Source organism: Microbacterium terrisoli (assembly GCF_030866805.1).
Taxonomy (GTDB): domain Bacteria; phylum Actinomycetota; class Actinomycetes; order Actinomycetales; family Microbacteriaceae; genus Microbacterium; species Microbacterium terrisoli.
Window position 1 is genome coordinate 328,335 of record NZ_CP133019.1, and the last position, 19,089, is coordinate 347,423.

Genomic DNA, 19,089 nt, shown 5'->3' on the forward strand with positions numbered 1-19,089 from the left:
TGGGATCAGTCGGCGTCGAACACCTCGGGATGCTGGGCCAATTCGATCCTGCTGCGCCGGATGTGCCGCGTCAGTACTTGCTCAGCCTCATCTGCGTCGCGCTGCCGGAGCGCGTTCACGATCAGGTGGTGGTCAAAGTGGATGCTCTGGTCGCCGTGGGACCAGAACAGGCGTGTCGCGGCTCGGCGGTAGTGCTGGGTCCGATTCCAAAGCGAGTGGACGAGATCGCCGAGCACGCTCGTGGTGGCCGATGTGAGGCAGGACAGGTGGAACTCGCGGTCCAATCGGAGGAAGCGCTCGACGTCGTCGGACTGCTCCATCGCGATGGCCAGCGCGTGGAGGCGGTCGAGTTCGACGTCCGTGAGCAAGGGTACGTTCATGCGCAGGAGCAGAGGTTCGAGGCGCTCTCGGATCCGGTACATCTCCTGACACTCCTCGGCATTGACTTTGGACACCCATGCGCCGGTGTTCGCGACAAGTGTCACCAGGCCCTCGGACTCCAGCATCCGCAGCGCCTCGCGGACCGGTAGTCGGCTTGCACCGTGGCGCTCCGCCAACTCGTCCTGGCGGATGCGCTCCCCCGGACGGTACTCACCGGCGATGATCGCCTCGCGCAGTGTCGCGGCGATGCGGGCGCCGGTTGCTCCGTGGGTCGTCGCTTGCATCATCGAGGTCTCTCCTGTCATCTGTCCGGATGGGCGGGATGCCACAGCAGCCGGTCGGCACCATTCTCGTAGGCCTTGCCGCCCGGGAAGCTGACCAGCTCAAACTGCAGCCCCCACGGTGCGCGGAAGTAGATCCAGCGTTGGCCCTCGGCTGACTGCTTGCTCGCCGTCGGCTCGCCCATGACATCCACTCCGCGCGAATTCAGATACGCGACCGCCTCGTCGAGGTCGGCCACGTAGAAGGCGATGTGGAACCCCCCGATGTCGCTGTTGCGCGGCTGAGGGCGCTGCCCGTCAGCGGATTCATACAAGAAGACCTCAAAGTTGGCGCCGTTGCCCAGCCGGTAGAACCGGATCTCATTGATCACAGTGCGCGGATGCACACCGAGGTGGGTGAGCATCCAGTCGTCGTCTGCGCGCTTCTGTCCCAAGGTATAGATCCAGTCGCACCCGAGGACGTCGACCAAGAATGCATGTGCCTCGTTGAGATCCGGGACAGTAAAACCGATGTGGTCCGTTCCCCGTATACCCGGGATCCCGCGTGCAGCTGAGCTAGCCATGGCATCCATCCTCTCTCCGCTCATTGTATCCAGTCAGGGTGCCAGATCCCAGACAATGTCGAGATCTACGGCAGTAGATGTATTGAATTGGATCAAATCATGGTCTAGCCTCGGTAAGCGTACGGCCATGGAGTAGGCCCAAGGATGGGAGCGGCGAGGATGCCAAAGAAGAAGCGCTTACAGACCGGCGTGGACTGGTTCGAGCTTTCGACGACCGCCGCAGACTGGAACGCGGCTCCGGCAGAGCTGCTCCGATCGATACTCAGCCAACTGCATCTGATTCGTGCCTTTGAGGAGACGGTACTGGAGCTGGCGGGGGAGGGTCTCGTGCACGGCCCGGCACACTCGAGCATTGGCCAGGAGGGTGGGGCAGTCGGATCCATCATCGGACTGCGCTCCACTGACGGAGTAAACGGTTCCCACCGCGGACACCATCAGTTTCTCTCGAAGGCGCTGACACATGTCTCGGGGGAGGGTATCGACCTCGCCGCCCCGGTTCCAGCAGCGGTGCAAGCCGTTCTGCAGCGAACGCTGGCCGAAATCCTCGGACTCGCGCAGGGCTACTGCCACGGCCGCGGCGGATCGATGCACCTGCAGTGGTTCGCGGCCGGCGCGCTCGGCACAAACGCGATCGTAGGCGGAGGCGCGCCGATGGCCACCGGAAACGCCTGGGCGCAGAAACACAGTGGCACCGACGACATTACGATCAACTATCTCGGGGACGGTGCGTCACAGATCGGGTCGGTCCTCGAATCGATGAACCTCGCGGCGGCCTGGAAGCTCCCCGTGTGCTTCTTCATCGAGAACAACCTCTACGCGGTGTCCACCCGATCGGATGAGATCACCGCCGATCCCCGATTCTCGGTGCGCGGCCAGGGCTTCGGGATCCCGTCGTGGCGAGTGGACGGAATGGACCCGCTGGCGGTGCATTTGGCGATGAATGAAGTCGCAGAGCATCTCAGGTCCGGCCGTGGTCCCGCGATCGTCGAAGCCGAGGTGTACCGCTTCTTCCATCAGAATGGCCCATACCCTGGCAGCGCATTCGGCTACCGCACGAAAAAGGAGGAAGCCGCCTGGCGAGCACGCGACCCCCTCGACCTGATCGCCGCAAAGATGATTTCGCGCGGGCTGATCGATGAGGCGGGCATCGCGGCCTTCCGCGAACGCGCCCAGGCTGCGATGGATACAGCGATCGGCGAACTGCTCGAACCCGATCCGGGCCATCCAGGCAAGCGTCGCATTCGTCCGCAGCTATGGCCCGAGCCGAGCTTCGTCGACGTCGGCGTCCGTGGCGACGGGAGCGAGCTGAATGAGCTCCGGCCGCTGTCTCGTGGCGCGACCCGGCCGATAAAGTTTGTTGACGCCGTGGCTGAGGTGATGGACCGCCGCATGGCGCAAGACCCGCGGATTGTCGTCCTTGGGGAGGACGTGCACCGGCTCAACGGCGGGACGAACGGCGCGACAAAGGGGCTGGCCAAGAAGTACGGCGAAGACCGCGTCCTGGGCACTCCGATCAGCGAGAACGCGTTCGTGGGGCTCGCAGGCGGGCTCGCACTGGACGGGCGGTTCCGGCCCGTGGTCGAGTTCATGTATCCGGACTTCATGTGGGTTGCTGCTGATCAGGTGTTCAACCAGATCGGGAAGGCGCGCCACATGTTCGGCGGGGAGAACCCGGTACCCCTCGTTCTTCGAACGAAGGTCGCGATGGGCTCTGGCTACGGCTCGCAGCATCTCATGGATCCGGCGGGCATCTTTGCGACCAGCCCGGGTTGGCGCATCGTCGCCGCATCCAACGCCACCGATTACGTCGGGCTGATGAATGCTGCCCTCGCGCTGCAGGATCCGGTGTTGGTAATCGAGCACGTCGACCTGTACAACACGGCCGATGAGGTTCCGGACGGCCCCTTGGACTACGTCATCCCACCGGGATCGGCGGCGCTTGTGCGCGAAGGAAACGATGTCACCGTCATCAGCTACCTGTCGATGGTCAAACACGCCCAGGCGGCGATCGAGCAGACCGGTATCGACGCCGACCTTATAGATCTGAGGTGGCTAGATCGCGCATCGCTGGACTGGGACACCGTAGGCCGGAGCATCCAAAAGACCAACGCGGTGCTGATCGTCGAGCAGGGCGCCACCGGTACAAGCTACGGCGGATGGCTCGCCGATGAAATCCAGCGTCGATACTTCGACTGGCTCGACCAGCCCGTCTCGCGCGTGAGCGGGAAGGAGGCCTCGCCCAGCATCTCGCTCGTGCTCGAGCGGGCCGCCATCGCTGGCACAGAAGCAGTCGTCGCCGGTCTGGAAGCCATCCGGGCGGGATTTGGAGCCTGACGTGGTCGAGATCATCAGGATGCCGGCGGTCCTCGCCGGTGCTTCGGAGGGCGCCATCCAGACCTGGTTGGTAAAGCCCGGGTCTTACGTGTCGCTGAACCAGACGATAGCCGAGATCGAGACGGACAAGGCGGTCGTGGATTACCAGGCAGAGTTCGCTGGTACGGTCGGGCGCCTGCTGGCAGACGAGGGCGCAAGCATCGCTGTCGGCGGCCCCATCCTGGCCCTCGTCGACGACGGCGAGAGTGATGCTGAAATCGATGTAGCGCTGTCACGCGCCGGTCTCTTGACCGGGTCGGGGCTCGTAGGGTCGGAGCTCGTAGGACTCGAAGAACCTCCATATGCTTCCGCCGCGCGTCTCGCTCCTACGACGACGACAGTGCCGTCGCCCGCAGCGGATGCTCCCGCTACTGTCGACTCTGCGGAGAGCTCACTCGGGCGCCGTCTGTTCGCCAGCCCGTTGGTCAGGCGTCTCGCACTCCAGCGCGGAGTCGACCTCTCTCGGGTGCCCGGCAGCGGCCCGAATGGCCGCGTCGTCCGACGAGATCTGGACCGCTATCTGGGCGCCCAAATCATTCGAGAGGACGCACGCGACATGGCTGCCCGCGGGGGAGAATCGAATGCTGCGGCTGCCAGTGCCGTGGAGGCGGCTTCAGGCGACTTCTCAAGCGCTAGCTACGAAGATGTCCCGCTCGACCGTATGCGGAAGGCGATCGCACGGCGGCTGACCGAGAGCAAGTCGACTGTGCCGCACTTCTACCTTGTCGCAGACTGTCGGGTCGACGACTTGCTTGCCCTGCGAGCACAAGTCAATGCGGCAGTCGCGGGGAAGATATCGGTCAACGATTTCGTGGTGAGGGCTGTCGCCGGCGCGCTGATGGAGGTGCCGGAGGCAAACGCGAGCTGGAATGGTCAGACCATTCGACGTTACCGCTCAGCAGACGTGGCAGTGGCTGTCGCGGTCGACGGCGGCCTAAGCACGCCGGTGATCAGGGGAGTTGAACGGCTCTCACTGGGTGAGCTGAGCACATCTATTGTGGACGCGGCCGCCCAGGCGCGTAGTGGCACGCTCCGCCAGCACCAGCTGGAAGGCGGGAGCTTCTCGGTCTCGAATCTGGGGATGTACGGCGTGGCTGAATTCAGTGCCATCCTGAATCCACCGCAGGCGGGCATCCTCGCCGTCGGCGCCGCGCGGCGGATGCCGGTCGTCGATGACGACGGGCAGATTTCGGCGGCCCAGGTCATGACCGTCACACTGTCCGCAGATCACCGCGTTCTTGACGGAGCCATCGCCGCACGCTGGCTGGCAGCGTTCCAGCGGCGGATCGAACATCCCATGACGATTCTGGTATGACGGCTGGTGCCACGCGGAGCGCAGAGGCATGCAACGTGTCGTGTATCGCGACCGCCGATCGGCGCTCCGGACGATGGCTTGAGGGAGGAAGGTCGGCTAACCCGAATGTGAAGTCCTTGGCGATGGTCAGCACGAATCCTGCGGTCCGTCCGTAGAACACGACGTCAAAGAGCCAGTTTCGCCCCATCGCTCAGTAGAGCAACCGCCACCAGTGGCCGCTCACCTTCGGCGAGACAAAGGCACCGAGGATGAGTAGGGCGACGATCGTGCCCGCGGTCGGCTAAGGCGCATCCGTCAGAGCGTCGCATCGCTGGCGATGCCAAGCTGTAGCGCGTTGTCGGGTGTAGAGGGCAGCGGTGCGAATCCGAGCCGGCGGTAGAACGCTTGCGCGGTCAAGCCCCTTGGAGTGGTGTAGCTGTCGGTGGTCCTTCTGTTGTTGATGTTGGTTAGGCGCTGAGTTCGAGGATCGTGTCGGTGGTCACCTCGCTTGTGGTGTCGGGGACGAAGGTGAGGCGGGACTTGGCGAGGATGTCGAGGCCGAGGTAGCGGCGGCCTTCTGCCCATTCGTCGGTCTGCTCGGCGAGGACTGCGCCGACGAGGCGGATGATCGCGTCACGGTTCGGGAAGATGCCCACGGAATCGGTGCGGCGGCGGATCTCCCGGTTGAGGCGCTCGTTCGGGTTGTTGGACCAGATCTGCTGCCAGAGTCCTTCGGGGAATCCGGTGAACGCAAGGATGTCCGCCCGGGCGGCGTCGAGATGCTCGAACGCGTCGGGGAGTTTCCCGTCGACGTAGTCCAGCAGCCGGTCGAACTGCGCATTCACTGCGTCGGCGTCGGGCTGGTCGTAGACGGAGTGCAGCATCGCCTTCACCGCCGGCCACATGGCCTTCGGTGTCACGCTCATCAGGTTCGCCGAGTAGTGGGTGCGGCAGCGTTGCCAGACCGCGCCGGGCAGATTCGCGGCGATCGCCTCCACGAGGCCCTGGTGCGCGTCGCTGGTGACCAGGCGCACCCCTGCCAGGCCGCGGGCGACGAGGTCGGCGAAGAAGCTGCTCCAGGCAGCTCCGGTCTCACTGGTCGCGACCCGCAGACCCAGGACCTCGCGGTGTCCGTCGGCGTTGACTCCGGTCGCGACCAGCACCACCGCGTTGATGACGCGCCCGCCCTCACGGACCTTCATGGCCAGCGCGTCAGCGGCGACGAACGTGAACGGGCCCGCATCTCCCAGCGGCCGGTGCCGGAACTGATCGACGTGTTCGTCCAGTTCCGCGGCCATGCGCGAGACCTGCGACTTCGAGAGGGAGTTGATCCCGAGGGTCTTGACCAGTTTGTCCATCCGGCGGGTCGAGACGCCGGCGAGGTAGCAGTCCGCGACGACGGTGATCAACGCGGTCTCGGCGCGTTTGCGACGCTCCAGCAGCCACTCCGGGAAGTACGTCCCCGAGCGCAGTTTCGGGATCGCAACGTCGATCGTGCCGACCCGGGTATCCAGGTCGCGGTGCCGGTAACCGTTGCGCTGCGTGATGCGATCGCGGCTGGGCTTTCCCCACTCGGCGCCAACGACGGCGTCCGCGTCGGCAGACAGCAACGCGTTGATCATGGTCTGCAGCAGCTGCCGCATCAGATCCGGCGACGAATCGGCGAGGGCTTCACCCAACAGGCGGGCAGGGTCGACAATATGAGGTGCGGTCATCGTGATGATGCCTTTCGAGTGGAGGTAAGAGACTTCTCGAAGGATCACACGGTGGCCGCGCTTACGTCGTGAGCGACGAGCCAGCCACCGCGGGCTACACCACCTTAAGGGGCACTACTGCTTGCCGCGCACCGGTGTTGCGGGCACCTACGCCCAATTGAACCCCGGGAATTCCCGCCGTGTACAGCTGTGCGAGCAGTGTGCGCACCAGGGCCGACCCCAGCCGTGGCCCTGCGCTTCTGGCAGGAGGTCGATGTGCATATGAGCGGGGAATTCCTGCTCGCCGCCGCACCCGACCCGAACGGTCGCCGCCCTCGGTGAGGGGCGTCGCGGCGAGTTCGAGCGCCGTCCACTCGCGCCGGGAAACCTCGTGTGCAGTTGCGGTCGGCGAGGATGACGGCTGGCAACGCCCTTGCTCTGCCGCGGTCGAGTCGATCGAATCTGGTGCGCGGTCAGCTGTTGACCTCGATGAACCCGGTGAGCAGGGGGCCGAGCACGTCCCAGCGCGAGCCGATGGCATACACCGGGGTGAGGTGGTTCTGTCCGTAGAGGCGATGCATCGGCGCGTACGTGCCGTGCCGCGCATGCCAGGCCGTGACGAATTGCGCGGCGTGGTCCTGGAACTCCGGTTCGTCGAACTCGGCCACCGTCAGCAGCAGCGGCAGGTCGGTCTCGAGCAGTCCCGGCAGTGTCGCGAATTCGGCCCAGCCGGCGGTGTCCTCGCCCCAATACGCGCGGTGGGTGTCTTGGTGCGACGCCCGCGAGACGTCGTACAGGCACGACACCAGGATGGCGCCGGCCAGCGCCCGTCCATGCGGGCCGTAGCCGCCGTGCCCGACCACATAGTCGGCGATGTGCATGGCCCCTGCGGACTGGCCCGCCAAGAAGATCCGCGACGGATCCCCGCCGTGTGCGGCGATGTTGTCCACAGTCCACGTGATCGCGGCCGCGACATCCTGCGCGCCCGACGGGTAGCCGAACTCCGGGGCGAGCCGATAGTTGATGACGACGGCGACCCACCCCTGCTGCGCAGCCCATGCGCCGAGGTTCGCGAAGTAGGGTGTCTGGTCGGAATCCTTCGCCCCACGCACGAACGCGCCGCCGTGGACGTAGACCAGCACGGGCCGGGAACCGGCAGCATCCGTCCGCTTGTACACGTCGAGGACGTTGCGCATGTGGGGGCCATAGCTGAGATCCTTGACGGTCTCGACGCCGTGGTAGATCGCCGGGTCGATGTCTGGGGCTGTGAGGGCGATCGTGCCCTCGACCATCTCCGGGACGAGCGCGGTCCCGAGCGCCAGCAGCGCATTCCGGTGCTGCGCGAGAGATTCTGCCATGCGTACCTCCAACGCCTTCGACGATACGCGACGACGCTGGGTCTCGGGACGGCGAGTGCGGCAGACTGAGGGGCGGGCAAAGGGCGAAGGAGCCGGTGCAATGGATCTCGAATTCGGTGTGTTCGACTGGGTGGATGTCGCGAAGGGGCGCAGCATCGCCGACACGTATGACGACAGGATCGCGGTCGCGCAGCGCGCGGATCGTGGGCGATTCGAGCGCTATCACATCGCCGAGCACCACGGTGCGACGCTCGGTCTGGCGGCGTCGCCCGGGCTGTTCGCGGCGGCGGTCGCCCGGCAGACGCAGCGCATCCGGCTCGCGCCGATGACTTTCGTCGTCCCCCTGTATGAGCCCTTGCGGCTCGTGGAGGAGATCGCGATGATCGACCAGCTCTCGCACGGCCGGCTCGAGCTCGGCATCGGCAAGGGGTCATCGCCGATCGAGGCGCGCATGTTCGGGCTTACGGCCGATCAGATGCGGGAGCGCTACGAGGCATCGCTGCCGCGGGTGATCGAGGCGCTGAAGACCGGCGTCTACAGCAATGAGGCCGGCGAGGCGTTCCCGCTCAGCATCCGGCCCGTGCAGAGTGCGTTCACGACCTGGTACCCGACATCCAATCCTGACTCGATCCGCCAGGCAGCGCTGAACGGCCAGAACACGATCTTCGGGTTCGCGTTCCGCTCGCCCGGGGTGGATGTCATCCGCGAGCGCAGGGACATCTACTTCGACACCCGAGCGGGCCTGGCCTCGAACGGCAGGGATCCGCGGTTCGGGGTGCTGCGGCACGTGTGCGTGGCGGCCACCGAGGCGCAGGCATGGGACCGGGCCGAGGCCGCATTCGCCGACCACTACGACAACTTCACGTGGCTGTGGCGACAGCATGGCGTGGACCAGCCCCCGCAGCCCGACCTGCGCCAGCTGGTGGCCGATCACCTGTTCTTCGTGGGCTCGCCGGACGACGTGACCGCGCAGGTCGCGCACGTCGTCGAAGCGACCGGCGTGAACTACGTGGCCGGCGCGTTCAGCTGGGGGTCCCTCTCCGTTGCCGACGCGCTGACCTCGATCGACCTCTTCGACACGCAGGTCATCCCGGCTGTCCTCGAGCGCGTCGCCGGCTGAGAGCGGAAGCGCGAACCCTGTTCTCTGTGGTGCTGCCCCTCCACGCTCCTGGGCTGGTCGCGGTCGGCATCATCCCGTCACCGTGATCTCGGTCATCATCCCGCTCTGCTTCGCCTTCATCGCGCAGCGGTACCTGGTCCGCGGGCTGTTCGCGGGCGCGATCAAATGATGCGGCGCGCACGTTCTGCGCGCGATGAACTCGCGTGCCTTACGCTCGAGTTCGAGACGGCAGCGGTGAAGGGTGGATGACGTGAATGACGAACGCATCGAAAATGACACGCCGGCGCCGACCAGGCCGGACGGTCTGTGGGCCGACGACCTGACACCTGGGCTGACCTTCACATCGCGCGAATATCCGATCACCGAGGCCGGCATCATCGAGTTCGCTCGGCAGTTCGATCCGCAGCCGTTCCACCTTGATGCGGACGCGGCCGTCGGCACATTCTTCGACGGGCTCGTGGCCAGCGGCTGGTACACGGCCGCGGTGACGACGCGGCTGCTCGTCGAAGCCTTCCCCGTCGCGACCGGCATCGTCGGCGGTGGCGGCGAGCTCGTCTGGCCCTCGCCGACGCTTCCCGGTGACCGGTTGCACCTCGAGATCGTGGTCGGCGACCGCACGTGGTCGACGTCGCGCTCGAACCGCGCGCGGGTGGTCGTGTCGCACCAGACGGTCAACCAGCGCGGCGAAGTGCGCCAACGCACCACCGCCCAGCTCATCGCCTGGGCGCGCCCACCTCAGCGCGAGAGCCGGCGTCCGGCCCAGAACTGAGCCCCGCGCGAGTTATACACGGCCCTTCCGCCCGCCGCACCCCGCCGCAGTCCGTAGCCTGGGGCACATGAGCAGTACCCACCCTGTGCCGGTCTCACCGGGACTGTTCCGTCCGCGCGCGGGCATGGCGATCTTCTGGATCGTGGCCGGCGTGATCGCCTGGGCAGTGTCGTTCCTGATCTATCTGGAGTACGTCGGCCAGCTCACCGACGCCCCTCCCCGCTTCTCGTGCGACTTCAGCCCGTTCATCACGTGTGGTCCCAACCTGCTTTCGCCGTTGGGAAACCTGCTGGGGTTCACCAATGCCATCATCGGGATGGTGCTGTTTCTCGGACCGGTGTTCGCGGGCGTCGGCGCATTGGCCGCGCCCGCAGGGATGCGGGCCTGGTACTGGCGCACGTTCGCGCTGTTCGGGCTCGCCGGATTCGTGCTCGTGCACGTGTTCGCCTATAACAGCGTCTTCGTCTACGGCACGCTCTGCCCGTGGTGCATGGTCATCTGGCTCATGACCATCCCGTTCTTCTGGTCCGTCGCGGGGTGGACGCTGCGCGCGGGCGTATGGGGGACTGTGCCGCTCAGAGCCGGCACGTTCATCGCCACGTGGATCGTGCCGATCGTGGCGCTGGACTACCTGGTCATCTTCCTCGCCGCGCAGCTGCGGCTGGACGTGCTGGGGTACTTCTTCTAGATCGTCGGCGGCGCATGCGTGGCCGACGGGTCGGCACCGCGTCGCAGCAGCTCGGCGCGTGCGCGCTCGAGCCCGCCGTGCTCGAGCCCGGCGAGCGCGGACAGGCCCGACCACACGAGCCGTCCGCGGCGGCGCACGGTCACCTCGAGCGTGCCGGCCAAGTGCTCCAGGGCGCCGGCCGTGTTGCGCTCTTGCGACGGCGGCGGCACCGGCAGCACGTGCGAAGCTGCGCGCGGGGCCGCGGCATCCACCTCGATCGTCCAGCCATGGCCGCGACCGTGCAGCACCCAGCGCTCGTCGGTGATCTCGGCGCGCACGGGGCTGATGCCCGGGTTTCCCAGACGAACGACGCGCCCATCGGGCAGGCGCACGACCAGGCCCGTCACCTCGGTGCGGATCGGACCGGAGTGCACCTGCCCGCCGGCGAACGCCACGCACGCGCCACGTTCGGCGAATCCTTGGGCCTGGCCCCACCACCAGGCGTCGGGAAACCCCTCGCGACCCCAGTTCTTCTCGGCGTAGATCTGCGCGTCGTGCAGCTGCCAGCTCTGATCGCCGAGGGTCGCCGTCCCCTCGACGCGACCGCCCAGCAGCCACGGGTGCCAATATTGGTTGAGCGCCGGCACGGTCTGGAAGAGGCTCGACCCGCCGAAGGCCCGGTGCGGCCACACAAGCGGGTCGGCGATCGTGACGTCCAGTCGTGCGTCTTCACCCAGATCCACGCGCACGCGCCGGTCGTCAGCGGAGAACGCCTCGCCGGCATGCGCGCCCATGGCTCGTGCGTCGGCCCGGGCGTCCGGGTGCGCGGCGACGCGCAGGAACCCGCCCGGGTGCGCCGCGAGACCCAGCGTCGCCCACGGGCCGCGCGGGCCGCGGTTGACGCCGTTCAGGGCGATCAGCACCCGGCCCGACCCCGGGTCGCTGATCCGCCAGAAGTAGCCTTCCATCGCGACGCCGGGGTGCGCGGGCAGCGGACTCTGGAACGGCAGATCCGCCCCGGTCGAGCGATACCACGCGCGCAGGCCCATACGCGTTGTCTATCACCCCGGGGTTCAGTATGCGACGTTCAGTGCGCGACGTTCAGTGTGCGACGCGCGGCCGCGCCACCGGTGGGATCGGGCCGAGGCGGTCGATCCAGGGCAGGCGGTTGAGGATGTCGAGGCCGATGAGGTTCCACAAGCCGGTGAAGAACACTGCGGCCGTCGACGCGAGGATCACCGAACCGATCACGTCGGTCAGGTAGTGCCCGCTGACATAGAGGCGGGCGGTGCCCATGATGACGACCGCGACGATTCCGGCGATCGCCGTGGTCCGCTGCCACCGGGTGCCGCGGGCCAGCAGGTAGCACGCGATGGCGAATGACGCGATGAACGTGGTGTGGCCGCTGGGGAAGCTGTTGTTGCCGACCTCGGCGAGCAGCGGATGATCCAGCAGCGCGCCGTTCGGCCGTGGTTCGGCGACGATGATCTTGAAGATCTCGGAGCTGAGCCAGCAGAACGCGGCCAAGCCGGTGAACGCGAACGCGTTGACGGGTGCGCGCCGCACGAACAGCAGGAAGCAGAAGGACAGTGCCAGGATCACCACCGCTCCCGGCGGCGAGAAGATCGTCGACAGCCCGATGCCGATCGCATTCAGCACGGGCAGCTGGTGGTCGGTGAGCGACTCGTCCAGTGCCAGTTCGATCGACAGAACATGCGGCAGCAGCTTTGCCGAGAAGCCCAGCAGCAGCAGCGCGAGAGTGCCGATCAGACTCACCATCAGCCAGTGCTGCAGCTGAGGCAGTCGGGCCAGTCGCGTGCGCGGGTCCGGAGCCGCCGGGCCGTGGATGCTGGTCATTCTGTGCTCCGGTCGTCGTGGGTGATGGGTCGCCAACGAGAAGTTACTCCTGGATGCCTTGGAACCTGCCGGGCGCTGCGTGAGGGGACTCTCAGACATCCGCTCAGAATGCGCCGGTAAAATCCGTACCAGAGCCGACATGCCCGAGACACTGCCTACCCGACGCAGCCTGCGCGCGTTCGCCGCTCGCTCGGATGCCGCAACGCCGGTGTTCCTCGACGCGAGCGGCCGTCGTCTGCGCGGTGTGCGGATCGTCGCCATCGTCGTGATCATCGTCGCGGTTGCCTACGCCGCCCTGCTGATCAGCGCGCTCGTGGGCGGTCCGTCGATCAATGCGCCCTTCCTGCCGCAGCCGCCGGTGGCCGCTGACAAGGTCGCCGTTCCGTCATCCACGCCGACCGATGTCGCCACCGCGCCGAGCCCGACGTCGCCTGCCACGCGAGTGCCCTCCGAGACGCCGGCATCCCGGACGTCACCGGCGTCGCAGGCCATACCTGACCCGGCAGCCACGCCGAAGACATCGGCCACGCCGGCACCGGCATCCACCCCCTCGCCGCAGGCCACGGCGCCCGGCAGCTCCGGACTGCTGCACGGCAAGAGCAGCAGCGCCCCCGGCAGGACGAACCAGCCCACCCCGCCGGCACGCCCGTGACGTCGCAGCGACGGCACAGGGCGCACGCGCACGCCGCGCACAGGCGCACCCGGGCGCACTGGATCGTGCTGGCCGGAGTGCTGCTCGTGATCGCCGCGGCGCTCGCGCTGCAGGGGTACCTCCACCATCACGGCGGGGTCACCGATGACGGCGTCGTCTCCGCGTCTGGGGCCGGAGTCGTGCCGGCGGCCGTCGCCCACGGCGGCCCGGTGATCGATGCCCGCGCCGGGCAGGTAGCCACGAGCGGGCCGAAGTCAGGCACGATCGCGCTGACCTTCGATGACGGACCCGATCCGACCTGGACGCCGAAGATCCTCGACGTGCTGCGTCGACACGGTGTGCATGCGACGTTCTTCGTCGTCGGCAGCGAGGTGCTCGAACACCCTGACCTGGTGCGCACCATCGTCGCGGACGGCAACGAGATCGGCATCCACACCCTGACGCACACCGATCTCGGGCAGGTGCCGAACTGGCAGCGCACCGCCGAGCTGCAGGGCGCCCAACAGGCGGTCATTGCGGCGACCGGGCGGACCACGTCGCTGCTGCGCCCGCCGTACAGCTCGACCAACGACGCCGTCACCCCGGCCTCGTGGAGCGCGATCGAGTCGGCCGCGGCCGACGGATATCTCACCGTGCTCTCGACGCTCGACAGCGAGGACTGGCAGCGCCCCGGGGTCTCGGCGATCGAGGCGAAACTGCGCAAGGGCGGTGCGCACGGCGCTGTGGTGCTCATGCACGACGGTGGCGGCGACCGCTCCGAGACGGTCTCCGCGCTCGATGCCATGCTCTCGACGTGGGCCCATGAGGGCCGCCGTGTCACGACGGTCAGCGACGCGGTCGGCATCTCCGACACGATGCGCCCGGCCACGGTCGTGGACCGCGTGACCTCGGGCGCGTTCCTGTCGGCTGTGCGCGTGAGCGAGGTGCTGGTCGGCGTGCTGGCGTGGGCGCTGCTGATCAGCGGGGTCATCATGCTCGTGCGGGTGGTGCTGGTGATGACCACCGCCGTGCATCACGCACGGGCGGCTCGTCGTACGCGTCGTCAGCCGCGCAGACGAAGGCCGGATGCCGCAGCCCGCGAGCCGGTCACGGTGATCGTCCCCGCCTACAACGAGGCGGCCGGCATCGAGGCTGCCGTGCGCTCGATCGCCGCTTCGACCCACCCGGTGCAGATCATCGTCGTCGACGACGGGTCGACCGATGACACCGCGGCGCGCGTGGAGGCTCTCGGGCTGTCGCAGGTGAGCGTCATCCGCCAGCGCAACGCCGGCAAGCCGGCGGCGCTGAACGCCGGCCTGCGTGCGGCCGGGCACGAGCTGGTCGTGATGGTCGACGGCGACACCGTGTTCGAGCCCGAGACCGTCGAACGGCTCATCCGGCCCTTCGACGTTCCCGCCGTGGGCGCCGTCTCGGGCAACACGAAGGTCGCCAACCGGCGCGGAGTGCTCGGCGGCTGGCAGCACATCGAGTACGTCGTCGGGTTCAACCTGGATCGACGGATGTTCGACGTCGCCCAGTGCATGCCGACCGTACCGGGCGCGATCGGCGCGTTCCGTCGCTCTGCGCTTGCGCAGGTGGGCGGAGTCAGCGGGGACACCCTCGCCGAAGACACGGATCTGACCATGGCGCTCGCCCGCGCGGACTGGCGCATCGTCTACGAGGACGACGCGCGCGCGTGGACCGAGGCGCCCCAGACGCTGGGCGCCCTGTGGCGCCAGCGCTACCGCTGGTGCTACGGCACGCTGCAGGCGATGTGGAAGCATCGCGGCGCGGTGGTGCAGGGCGGGCGGGCCGGCAAGCTCGGCCGACGCGGACTGGGCTACCTTCTCGTGCTGCAGGTGCTGCTGCCCCTGTTCGCGCCGGTCGTGGATCTGTTCGCCGTGTACGGCCTGATCTTCCTCGACCCGGTGCGCATCGCCGGAGTGTGGCTCGGATTCCTCGCGCTGCAGATGGTGATGGCCGCCTATGCCCTTGCCTTGGATCGCGAATCGATGCGTGCGCTGTGGGTGCTGCCCCTGCAGCAGTTCGTCTACCGCCAGCTGATGTATCTGGTCGTGATCCAGTCCGTCTTCACGGCGATCGTGGGCACGCGTCTGCGGTGGCACCGCATGGAACGGTACGGCTCGCTGCGGGTACCGCAGTCCGACCACGCGCTGGCCTCGACGCCTCGGTAGCGTTCGGACCGAGGCTGCCTTCGGGCCTGTGGCTCGGTGCATCCACGAGGTGCGGCCGTTTCGGCGCGGTTACGGGTAAGAATGGAGGCCCTGATCATTGCGCAGGGGGGGCACCATGGGCACGGAGCATCTGGCGATCGTTTGGAATCCGTCCAAGACCGAACGAGCCGACCTCGAGCAGGCGCTGCAAGAGGCCTCTGCGACTGGTGCGGCTCCTGCGCGGGTCTCGTGGTGGGAGACCACCGAGGACGACCCGGGGCAGGGCGCTGCGGCGGCAGCGATGGATGCCGGTGCCGAGGTGATCGCCGCCGCCGGTGGTGACGGGACCGTGCGGGCGGTCGCTGAGCAGGTGGCGCAGAAGACGGATGCGCCGGTGCTGGGGATCATTCCGCTCGGCACGGGCAACCTGCTCGCGCGCAACCTCGACGTGCCGCTCGGTGATCTGCCCGCCGCCTTCGCGCGGGTGCTCGCCGCTGATGCCCGACCGATCGACCTCGGGTGGGCTGAGATCGCGCTGCAGGAAGGCACGCGTCGCGATGCGTTCGCGGTGATGGCCGGTTTCGGAGTCGATGCGCACATGATCGTCGAGACCGACGACGATCTGAAAGACAAGGCGGGATGGCTCGCCTATGTCGAGTCACTGGGACGCGCCGTGTCGGCGAGCGAGGTCATCGACGTGAAGATCGCGGCCGACGGCGAGCCGGCGCGCACCGAGCGTGCGCACACGGTGCTGGTCGGCAACTGCGGCACTCTGCAGGGAGGCATGGTGCTGCTGCCGGATGCTGATCCGTCTGACGGAGAACTCGACATGCTGCTGCTCAGTGCCGACGGTGCTGCCGGATGGATCGACACGCTGCGCACGATGGTGTGGGACAACGGCGTCAAACGCCTCATCGCGCCGGGCGGACGTGCCGAGAGCAGCGACACCGTCGCTCACCGGCGGGTCACCACGCTGAGGTTGGCACTGACCGAGCCGCGCGTGTTCGAGATCGACGGCGAAGACGTCGGCGAGACCACGAATGTGGACATCACTGTGCAGCGCGGCGCCGTTCGCATCTGCTGATCGCCGGTCGAACGACGTCGGTCAGTAGGGTGCGGGGTTGTCGGCGAGTTGTTGTGCGAACTGGTGTTTCAGGTGCGGGTCAGGGTCGATCAGCTGTACCGGGGTGAATCTGACGGTCCCGGGTGGTCTGGTGGTGTGGACGCGTCGGGTGGGGGCGGTGAACCGGAGGATCCCACCGGGGAGTTGCTCGACCGACCAGTCGGTGTCGTGTTTGACGGTGTGATGCCTCTTGCAGAAGTGTTCCAGGTTGCACAGGCACGTCGGCCCGCCCTGCGCGTACGGGATGGTGTGGTCGATATCGCAGGTTTGGGCGGGGCGGCGGCAGCCGGGGAACCGGCAGTGCCGGTCCCGGACCTGCAGGAACAGTTTCTGTGTCTTACTGGGTCGGTACCGGTCCACGCTGATCGGGATGCCGGAGCACGGGTCGGTGAACACCCGCACCCATGTTTTCGCGAGCCCGGCAAGGTGTCGGGCGGTGTCGGTATCGATGGGTCCGAACCCGTCCACCGCGGCCCCGCCGACCGTGGCCCCGGCAAGGGTGGCGGCAGGGATCGTCACGTGCACGGTCGGGACGATGCTGTTGACCGCGTCTCTGCCCGCGTCGGTGGTGCCGTGCCCGTGCGTGTTCCCGGTCAGCAGCAGGTCGCAGAACACGTCGGCCATGATCTGCGTGTGCGTGCGCTCATCGAACACCACAGCATCCGCATCCACATCCTCGCCATCGACGCTGGCTTCGCTGGCGGCGGCTTCGGTAGTACCGGCGCCCGCAGCTTCGGCGCCATCAGCCTTGGCCGCAGCGTCAGCCGTGGCCGCGGCGTCCGCCGCGGCCTTCTCCGCCACGGCCTTCTCCGCCACGGCCTTCTCCGCCGCGGCCTTCTGCGCCGCAACGTCAGCAGCGGCGGCTTCGGCATCGGCCTTGGCGGTGGTGTTCTGGTCGTGCAGTTCGGTGGCCATCGCCCGGATCCGGTCGATGATGCCCGCACCCTGGGTGGTGGGCACATCCGCGGTGATCCGGGTCAGACCCGGCTCGATCTCCCGGGCGGTGACCTTCCGGCGTGCCACCGCGTCCCGCACCCGCCTCTCGCAGCCTTCCGGGTCCAGGCGCTGCACCAGCCCGGCCAGGGCCGCCTTCAACTGCCCCGGCGTCAGCTCGGCCGCCAGCTCCCGCGCGATCCGCTCGAACTCCGCCCGGATCGTCGCGTTCTCGATCACCGCACCGGCGTCGGCGATCAGCATCGCGTGCTCCCCGGAGAAGACCCCGCAGCTCGCGTCGCACAGGGTCTCATGGAACTGGTGCATCAACGTCCACGCCGAGGACACTTTCCGCGCGACCTGCCATTCGCTGAGCTTGAGCGCGGCACCGATCTCGGCGAACACCTCCCGCATCCCCAACTGCGAAGACCGGGTGATCGCCCCCTCATGGACCGCGGCACGCTCCGCCTCCCGGCGTTCGACGATCCCGGCGACCTGTTCGAAGAAGAACATCTCCGCCGCGAACATCCGCGCCGCCCGCTCCCGCGACGCGGTCAGATCACCCACCAACTCATCCAACTCCACCAGCACCGGAGACAAGCCGGCGTCCATCAGCATTGACATGAGCGGCTCCCTCCCGGATGATCGATACCACCAATACTATCGAATATCTGTACCCATAGTCAAGAGAAGTTGCGTTCCATGGTGCGACTGATTCACGGCGTGTGGGCTAGACCACAGCCCTCAGAACGATCGATGCCTAGAAGCACTCGACATTCGTCTATATCATCGAGCATGAGATCAGCAACCGCCGCCGGCATCGTGCCGCGTTCTAAGGTCGATCCATGACCCTATGGATCTGTGCGACCTGCGCGGTGGAACATCCCGACACCGCCGAACCGCCGACGGAGTGCGCGATCTGCGCCGACGAACGGCAGTGGGTGCCGCGCAGTGGCCAGAAGTGGACGACGTTCGGCGACCTGCGCGCCGCCGGCGTTCGTGTGGAGTTGCACGAGGTCGAACCGGGCCTGGTGGCGATCACGAGCACACCGTCGGTGGGCATAGGCCAGCAGTGCATGCTCGTGCAGACCCCCGCGGGAAACCTGATGTTCGATCCGATCGGGTACGTGGACGACGAGGCCGCTGCACGGGTGCTCTCCTTCGGACCAGTGCTCGGCATCGCGGCCAGCCATCCGCACATGTACGGTGCGCAGGTCTCCTGGTCACGCGCGCTGGGCGACGTACCGGTGTTCGTCAACGAGGCCGATGCGGCCTGGGTGCAGCGGCCGGATGCCGTGATCCAGCACTTCACCGGAACGCTCGAGGTCGCGCCGGGGCTCTCGCTGCACACGCTGGGCGGCCACTTCCCCGGCAGCACCGCTGCGCTGTGGAGCGACGGCGCCGGTGGCCGGGGCGTGCTGCTGGCGGGCGACGCGATCTTTCCGAACCCGAACGGCCGATGGGTCTCGTTCCTGCGCAGCTACCCGAACATGCTGCCGCTGTCGGCGGCGACCGTCGAACGGGTCGTGTCGCGTGCGTCGACGCTGCGGTTCGACCGTCTCTACAACAACTTCGGACGGTGCGTTCCGGATGACGCGGCGGCGGTCGTGCGTTCCTCAGCGGATCGCTACATCGCGTGGGTGCGCGGCGATCACGACGATCTGACATAGGGAGGGGTGGGATGCCGCGCCCCGGCATGGCGATGGGCCGGCCGCGGCATCCCACTTCCGCTCGCCCCAATATCCGTGAGTTCACGGATCCGCCGACGCGGACGGCGTGCGATGCTGTCGGCGTGCGCATCGAGATCGTCGTGGACGGCACAGACCCGCCTGCTGGGCAGGTGCTGCACGATCACGCCGCCGTGCCGTTCC

General features: G+C 67.5%; 16 protein-coding genes. 9 read left to right on the forward strand and 7 right to left on the reverse strand.

Going from position 1 to position 19,089, the window contains the following annotated elements; genetic code table 11:
* Positions 1 to 5 precede the first annotated feature (5 nt).
* Positions 6 to 686, reverse strand: coding sequence for a GntR family transcriptional regulator (locus QU603_RS01460; protein WP_308492729.1), 681 nt, complete (start codon positions 684 to 686; stop codon positions 6 to 8).
* A complete protein-coding gene (locus QU603_RS01465) occupies positions 683 to 1,234 on the reverse strand; it encodes a VOC family protein (protein ID WP_308492730.1) in 552 nt (183 codons plus the stop codon). The genes QU603_RS01460 and QU603_RS01465 overlap by 4 nt, the downstream gene beginning before the upstream one ends.
* A 150-nt stretch (positions 1,235 to 1,384) precedes the next feature.
* On the opposite strand from QU603_RS01465, the gene QU603_RS01470 reads away from it, so the two are divergent.
* Together QU603_RS01470 and QU603_RS01475 are read left to right on the forward strand one after the other, a co-directional pair.
* Positions 1,385 to 3,559: an alpha-ketoacid dehydrogenase subunit alpha/beta gene (locus tag QU603_RS01470; RefSeq protein ID WP_308492731.1), complete on the forward strand. Its 2,175-nt coding sequence runs from the start codon at positions 1,385 to 1,387 to the stop codon at positions 3,557 to 3,559.
* Between the two features lies 1 nt (position 3,560).
* Positions 3,561 to 4,913: a 2-oxo acid dehydrogenase subunit E2 gene (locus tag QU603_RS01475; RefSeq protein WP_308492732.1), complete on the forward strand. Its 1,353-nt coding sequence runs from the start codon at positions 3,561 to 3,563 to the stop codon at positions 4,911 to 4,913.
* Between the two features lie 446 nt (positions 4,914 to 5,359).
* On the opposite strand, the gene QU603_RS01480 is transcribed toward QU603_RS01475, so the two are convergent.
* Together QU603_RS01480 and QU603_RS01485 are read right to left on the reverse strand one after the other, a co-directional pair.
* A complete protein-coding gene (locus tag QU603_RS01480; RefSeq protein WP_308492733.1) occupies positions 5,360 to 6,607 on the reverse strand; it encodes an IS256 family transposase in 1,248 nt (415 codons plus the stop codon).
* A 452-nt stretch (positions 6,608 to 7,059) separates the two neighbouring features.
* Positions 7,060 to 7,944: an alpha/beta hydrolase gene (locus QU603_RS01485; protein ID WP_308492734.1), complete on the reverse strand. Its 885-nt coding sequence runs from the start codon at positions 7,942 to 7,944 to the stop codon at positions 7,060 to 7,062.
* Positions 7,945 to 8,044: 100 nt separating this feature from the next.
* Between QU603_RS01485 and QU603_RS01490 the strand changes: the two genes are divergently transcribed.
* From QU603_RS01490 to QU603_RS01500, 3 genes are all read left to right on the forward strand, one after another.
* Positions 8,045 to 9,064: an LLM class flavin-dependent oxidoreductase gene (locus QU603_RS01490; protein ID WP_308492735.1), complete on the forward strand. Its 1,020-nt coding sequence runs from the start codon at positions 8,045 to 8,047 to the stop codon at positions 9,062 to 9,064.
* A gap of 250 nt (positions 9,065 to 9,314) precedes the next feature.
* Positions 9,315 to 9,833, forward strand: coding sequence for a MaoC/PaaZ C-terminal domain-containing protein (locus QU603_RS01495; RefSeq protein ID WP_308492736.1), 519 nt, complete (start codon positions 9,315 to 9,317; stop codon positions 9,831 to 9,833).
* Positions 9,834 to 9,900: 67 nt separating this feature from the next.
* A complete protein-coding gene (locus QU603_RS01500; protein ID WP_308492737.1) occupies positions 9,901 to 10,521 on the forward strand; it encodes a vitamin K epoxide reductase family protein in 621 nt (206 codons plus the stop codon).
* On the opposite strand, the gene QU603_RS01505 is transcribed toward QU603_RS01500, so the two are convergent.
* Together QU603_RS01505 and QU603_RS01510 are read right to left on the reverse strand one after the other, a co-directional pair.
* Complete coding sequence (locus QU603_RS01505) at positions 10,518 to 11,549, reverse strand: tocopherol cyclase family protein (protein ID WP_308492738.1); 1,032 nt, start codon at positions 11,547 to 11,549, stop codon at positions 10,518 to 10,520. The two genes, QU603_RS01500 and QU603_RS01505, sit on opposite strands and share 4 nt — an antisense overlap.
* A 52-nt stretch (positions 11,550 to 11,601) precedes the next feature.
* Positions 11,602 to 12,357 carry a phosphatase PAP2 family protein gene (locus tag QU603_RS01510; RefSeq protein WP_308492739.1) on the reverse strand — a complete coding sequence of 252 codons (756 nt, stop codon included), beginning with the start codon at positions 12,355 to 12,357 and terminating at the stop codon, positions 11,602 to 11,604.
* A gap of 139 nt (positions 12,358 to 12,496) precedes the next feature.
* Between QU603_RS01510 and QU603_RS01515 the strand changes: the two genes are divergently transcribed.
* The 3 genes from QU603_RS01515 (at position 12,497) to QU603_RS01525 (ending at position 16,246) form a co-directional block, all read left to right on the forward strand.
* Positions 12,497 to 13,009 carry a hypothetical protein gene (locus QU603_RS01515; protein ID WP_308492740.1) on the forward strand — a complete coding sequence of 171 codons (513 nt, stop codon included), beginning with the start codon at positions 12,497 to 12,499 and terminating at the stop codon, positions 13,007 to 13,009.
* Positions 13,006 to 15,183: a bifunctional polysaccharide deacetylase/glycosyltransferase family 2 protein gene (locus tag QU603_RS01520; protein ID WP_308492741.1), complete on the forward strand. Its 2,178-nt coding sequence runs from the start codon at positions 13,006 to 13,008 to the stop codon at positions 15,181 to 15,183. The genes QU603_RS01515 and QU603_RS01520 overlap by 4 nt, the downstream gene beginning before the upstream one ends.
* Positions 15,184 to 15,298: 115 nt before the next feature.
* On the forward strand, positions 15,299 to 16,246 hold the full coding sequence (locus QU603_RS01525) for a diacylglycerol/lipid kinase family protein (RefSeq protein ID WP_308492742.1): 948 nt from the start codon (positions 15,299 to 15,301) through the stop codon (positions 16,244 to 16,246).
* Between the two features lie 21 nt (positions 16,247 to 16,267).
* Here the strand turns inward: QU603_RS01525 and QU603_RS01530 are convergent, their stop codons facing one another.
* Entirely contained in the window at positions 16,268 to 17,836 is a 1,569-nt protein-coding gene (locus QU603_RS01530) for an HNH endonuclease signature motif containing protein (protein ID WP_308492743.1), read from the reverse strand.
* Between the two features lie 227 nt (positions 17,837 to 18,063).
* On the opposite strand from QU603_RS01530, the gene QU603_RS01535 reads away from it, so the two are divergent.
* Positions 18,064 to 18,888: an MBL fold metallo-hydrolase gene (locus QU603_RS01535; protein WP_308492744.1), complete on the forward strand. Its 825-nt coding sequence runs from the start codon at positions 18,064 to 18,066 to the stop codon at positions 18,886 to 18,888.
* Positions 18,889 to 19,089: the final 201 nt, after the last annotated feature.

Coding starts and splice junctions, on each gene's coding strand:
- QU603_RS01535 (WP_308492744.1), top strand. CDS start 18,064: ATGACCCTATGGATCTGTGCGACCTGCGCGGTGGAACATCCCGACACC.
- QU603_RS01530 (WP_308492743.1), bottom strand. CDS start 17,836: ATGCTGATGGACGCCGGCTTGTCTCCGGTGCTGGTGGAGTTGGATGAG.
- QU603_RS01460 (WP_308492729.1), bottom strand. CDS start 686: ATGACAGGAGAGACCTCGATGATGCAAGCGACGACCCACGGAGCAACC.
- QU603_RS01525 (WP_308492742.1), top strand. CDS start 15,299: ATGGGCACGGAGCATCTGGCGATCGTTTGGAATCCGTCCAAGACCGAA.
- QU603_RS01515 (WP_308492740.1), top strand. CDS start 12,497: ATGCCCGAGACACTGCCTACCCGACGCAGCCTGCGCGCGTTCGCCGCT.
- QU603_RS01485 (WP_308492734.1), bottom strand. CDS start 7,944: ATGGCAGAATCTCTCGCGCAGCACCGGAATGCGCTGCTGGCGCTCGGG.
- QU603_RS01465 (WP_308492730.1), bottom strand. CDS start 1,234: ATGGATGCCATGGCTAGCTCAGCTGCACGCGGGATCCCGGGTATACGG.
- QU603_RS01500 (WP_308492737.1), top strand. CDS start 9,901: ATGAGCAGTACCCACCCTGTGCCGGTCTCACCGGGACTGTTCCGTCCG.
- QU603_RS01510 (WP_308492739.1), bottom strand. CDS start 12,357: ATGACCAGCATCCACGGCCCGGCGGCTCCGGACCCGCGCACGCGACTG.
- QU603_RS01490 (WP_308492735.1), top strand. CDS start 8,045: ATGGATCTCGAATTCGGTGTGTTCGACTGGGTGGATGTCGCGAAGGGG.
- QU603_RS01470 (WP_308492731.1), top strand. CDS start 1,385: ATGCCAAAGAAGAAGCGCTTACAGACCGGCGTGGACTGGTTCGAGCTT.
- QU603_RS01480 (WP_308492733.1), bottom strand. CDS start 6,607: ATGACCGCACCTCATATTGTCGACCCTGCCCGCCTGTTGGGTGAAGCC.
- QU603_RS01505 (WP_308492738.1), bottom strand. CDS start 11,549: ATGGGCCTGCGCGCGTGGTATCGCTCGACCGGGGCGGATCTGCCGTTC.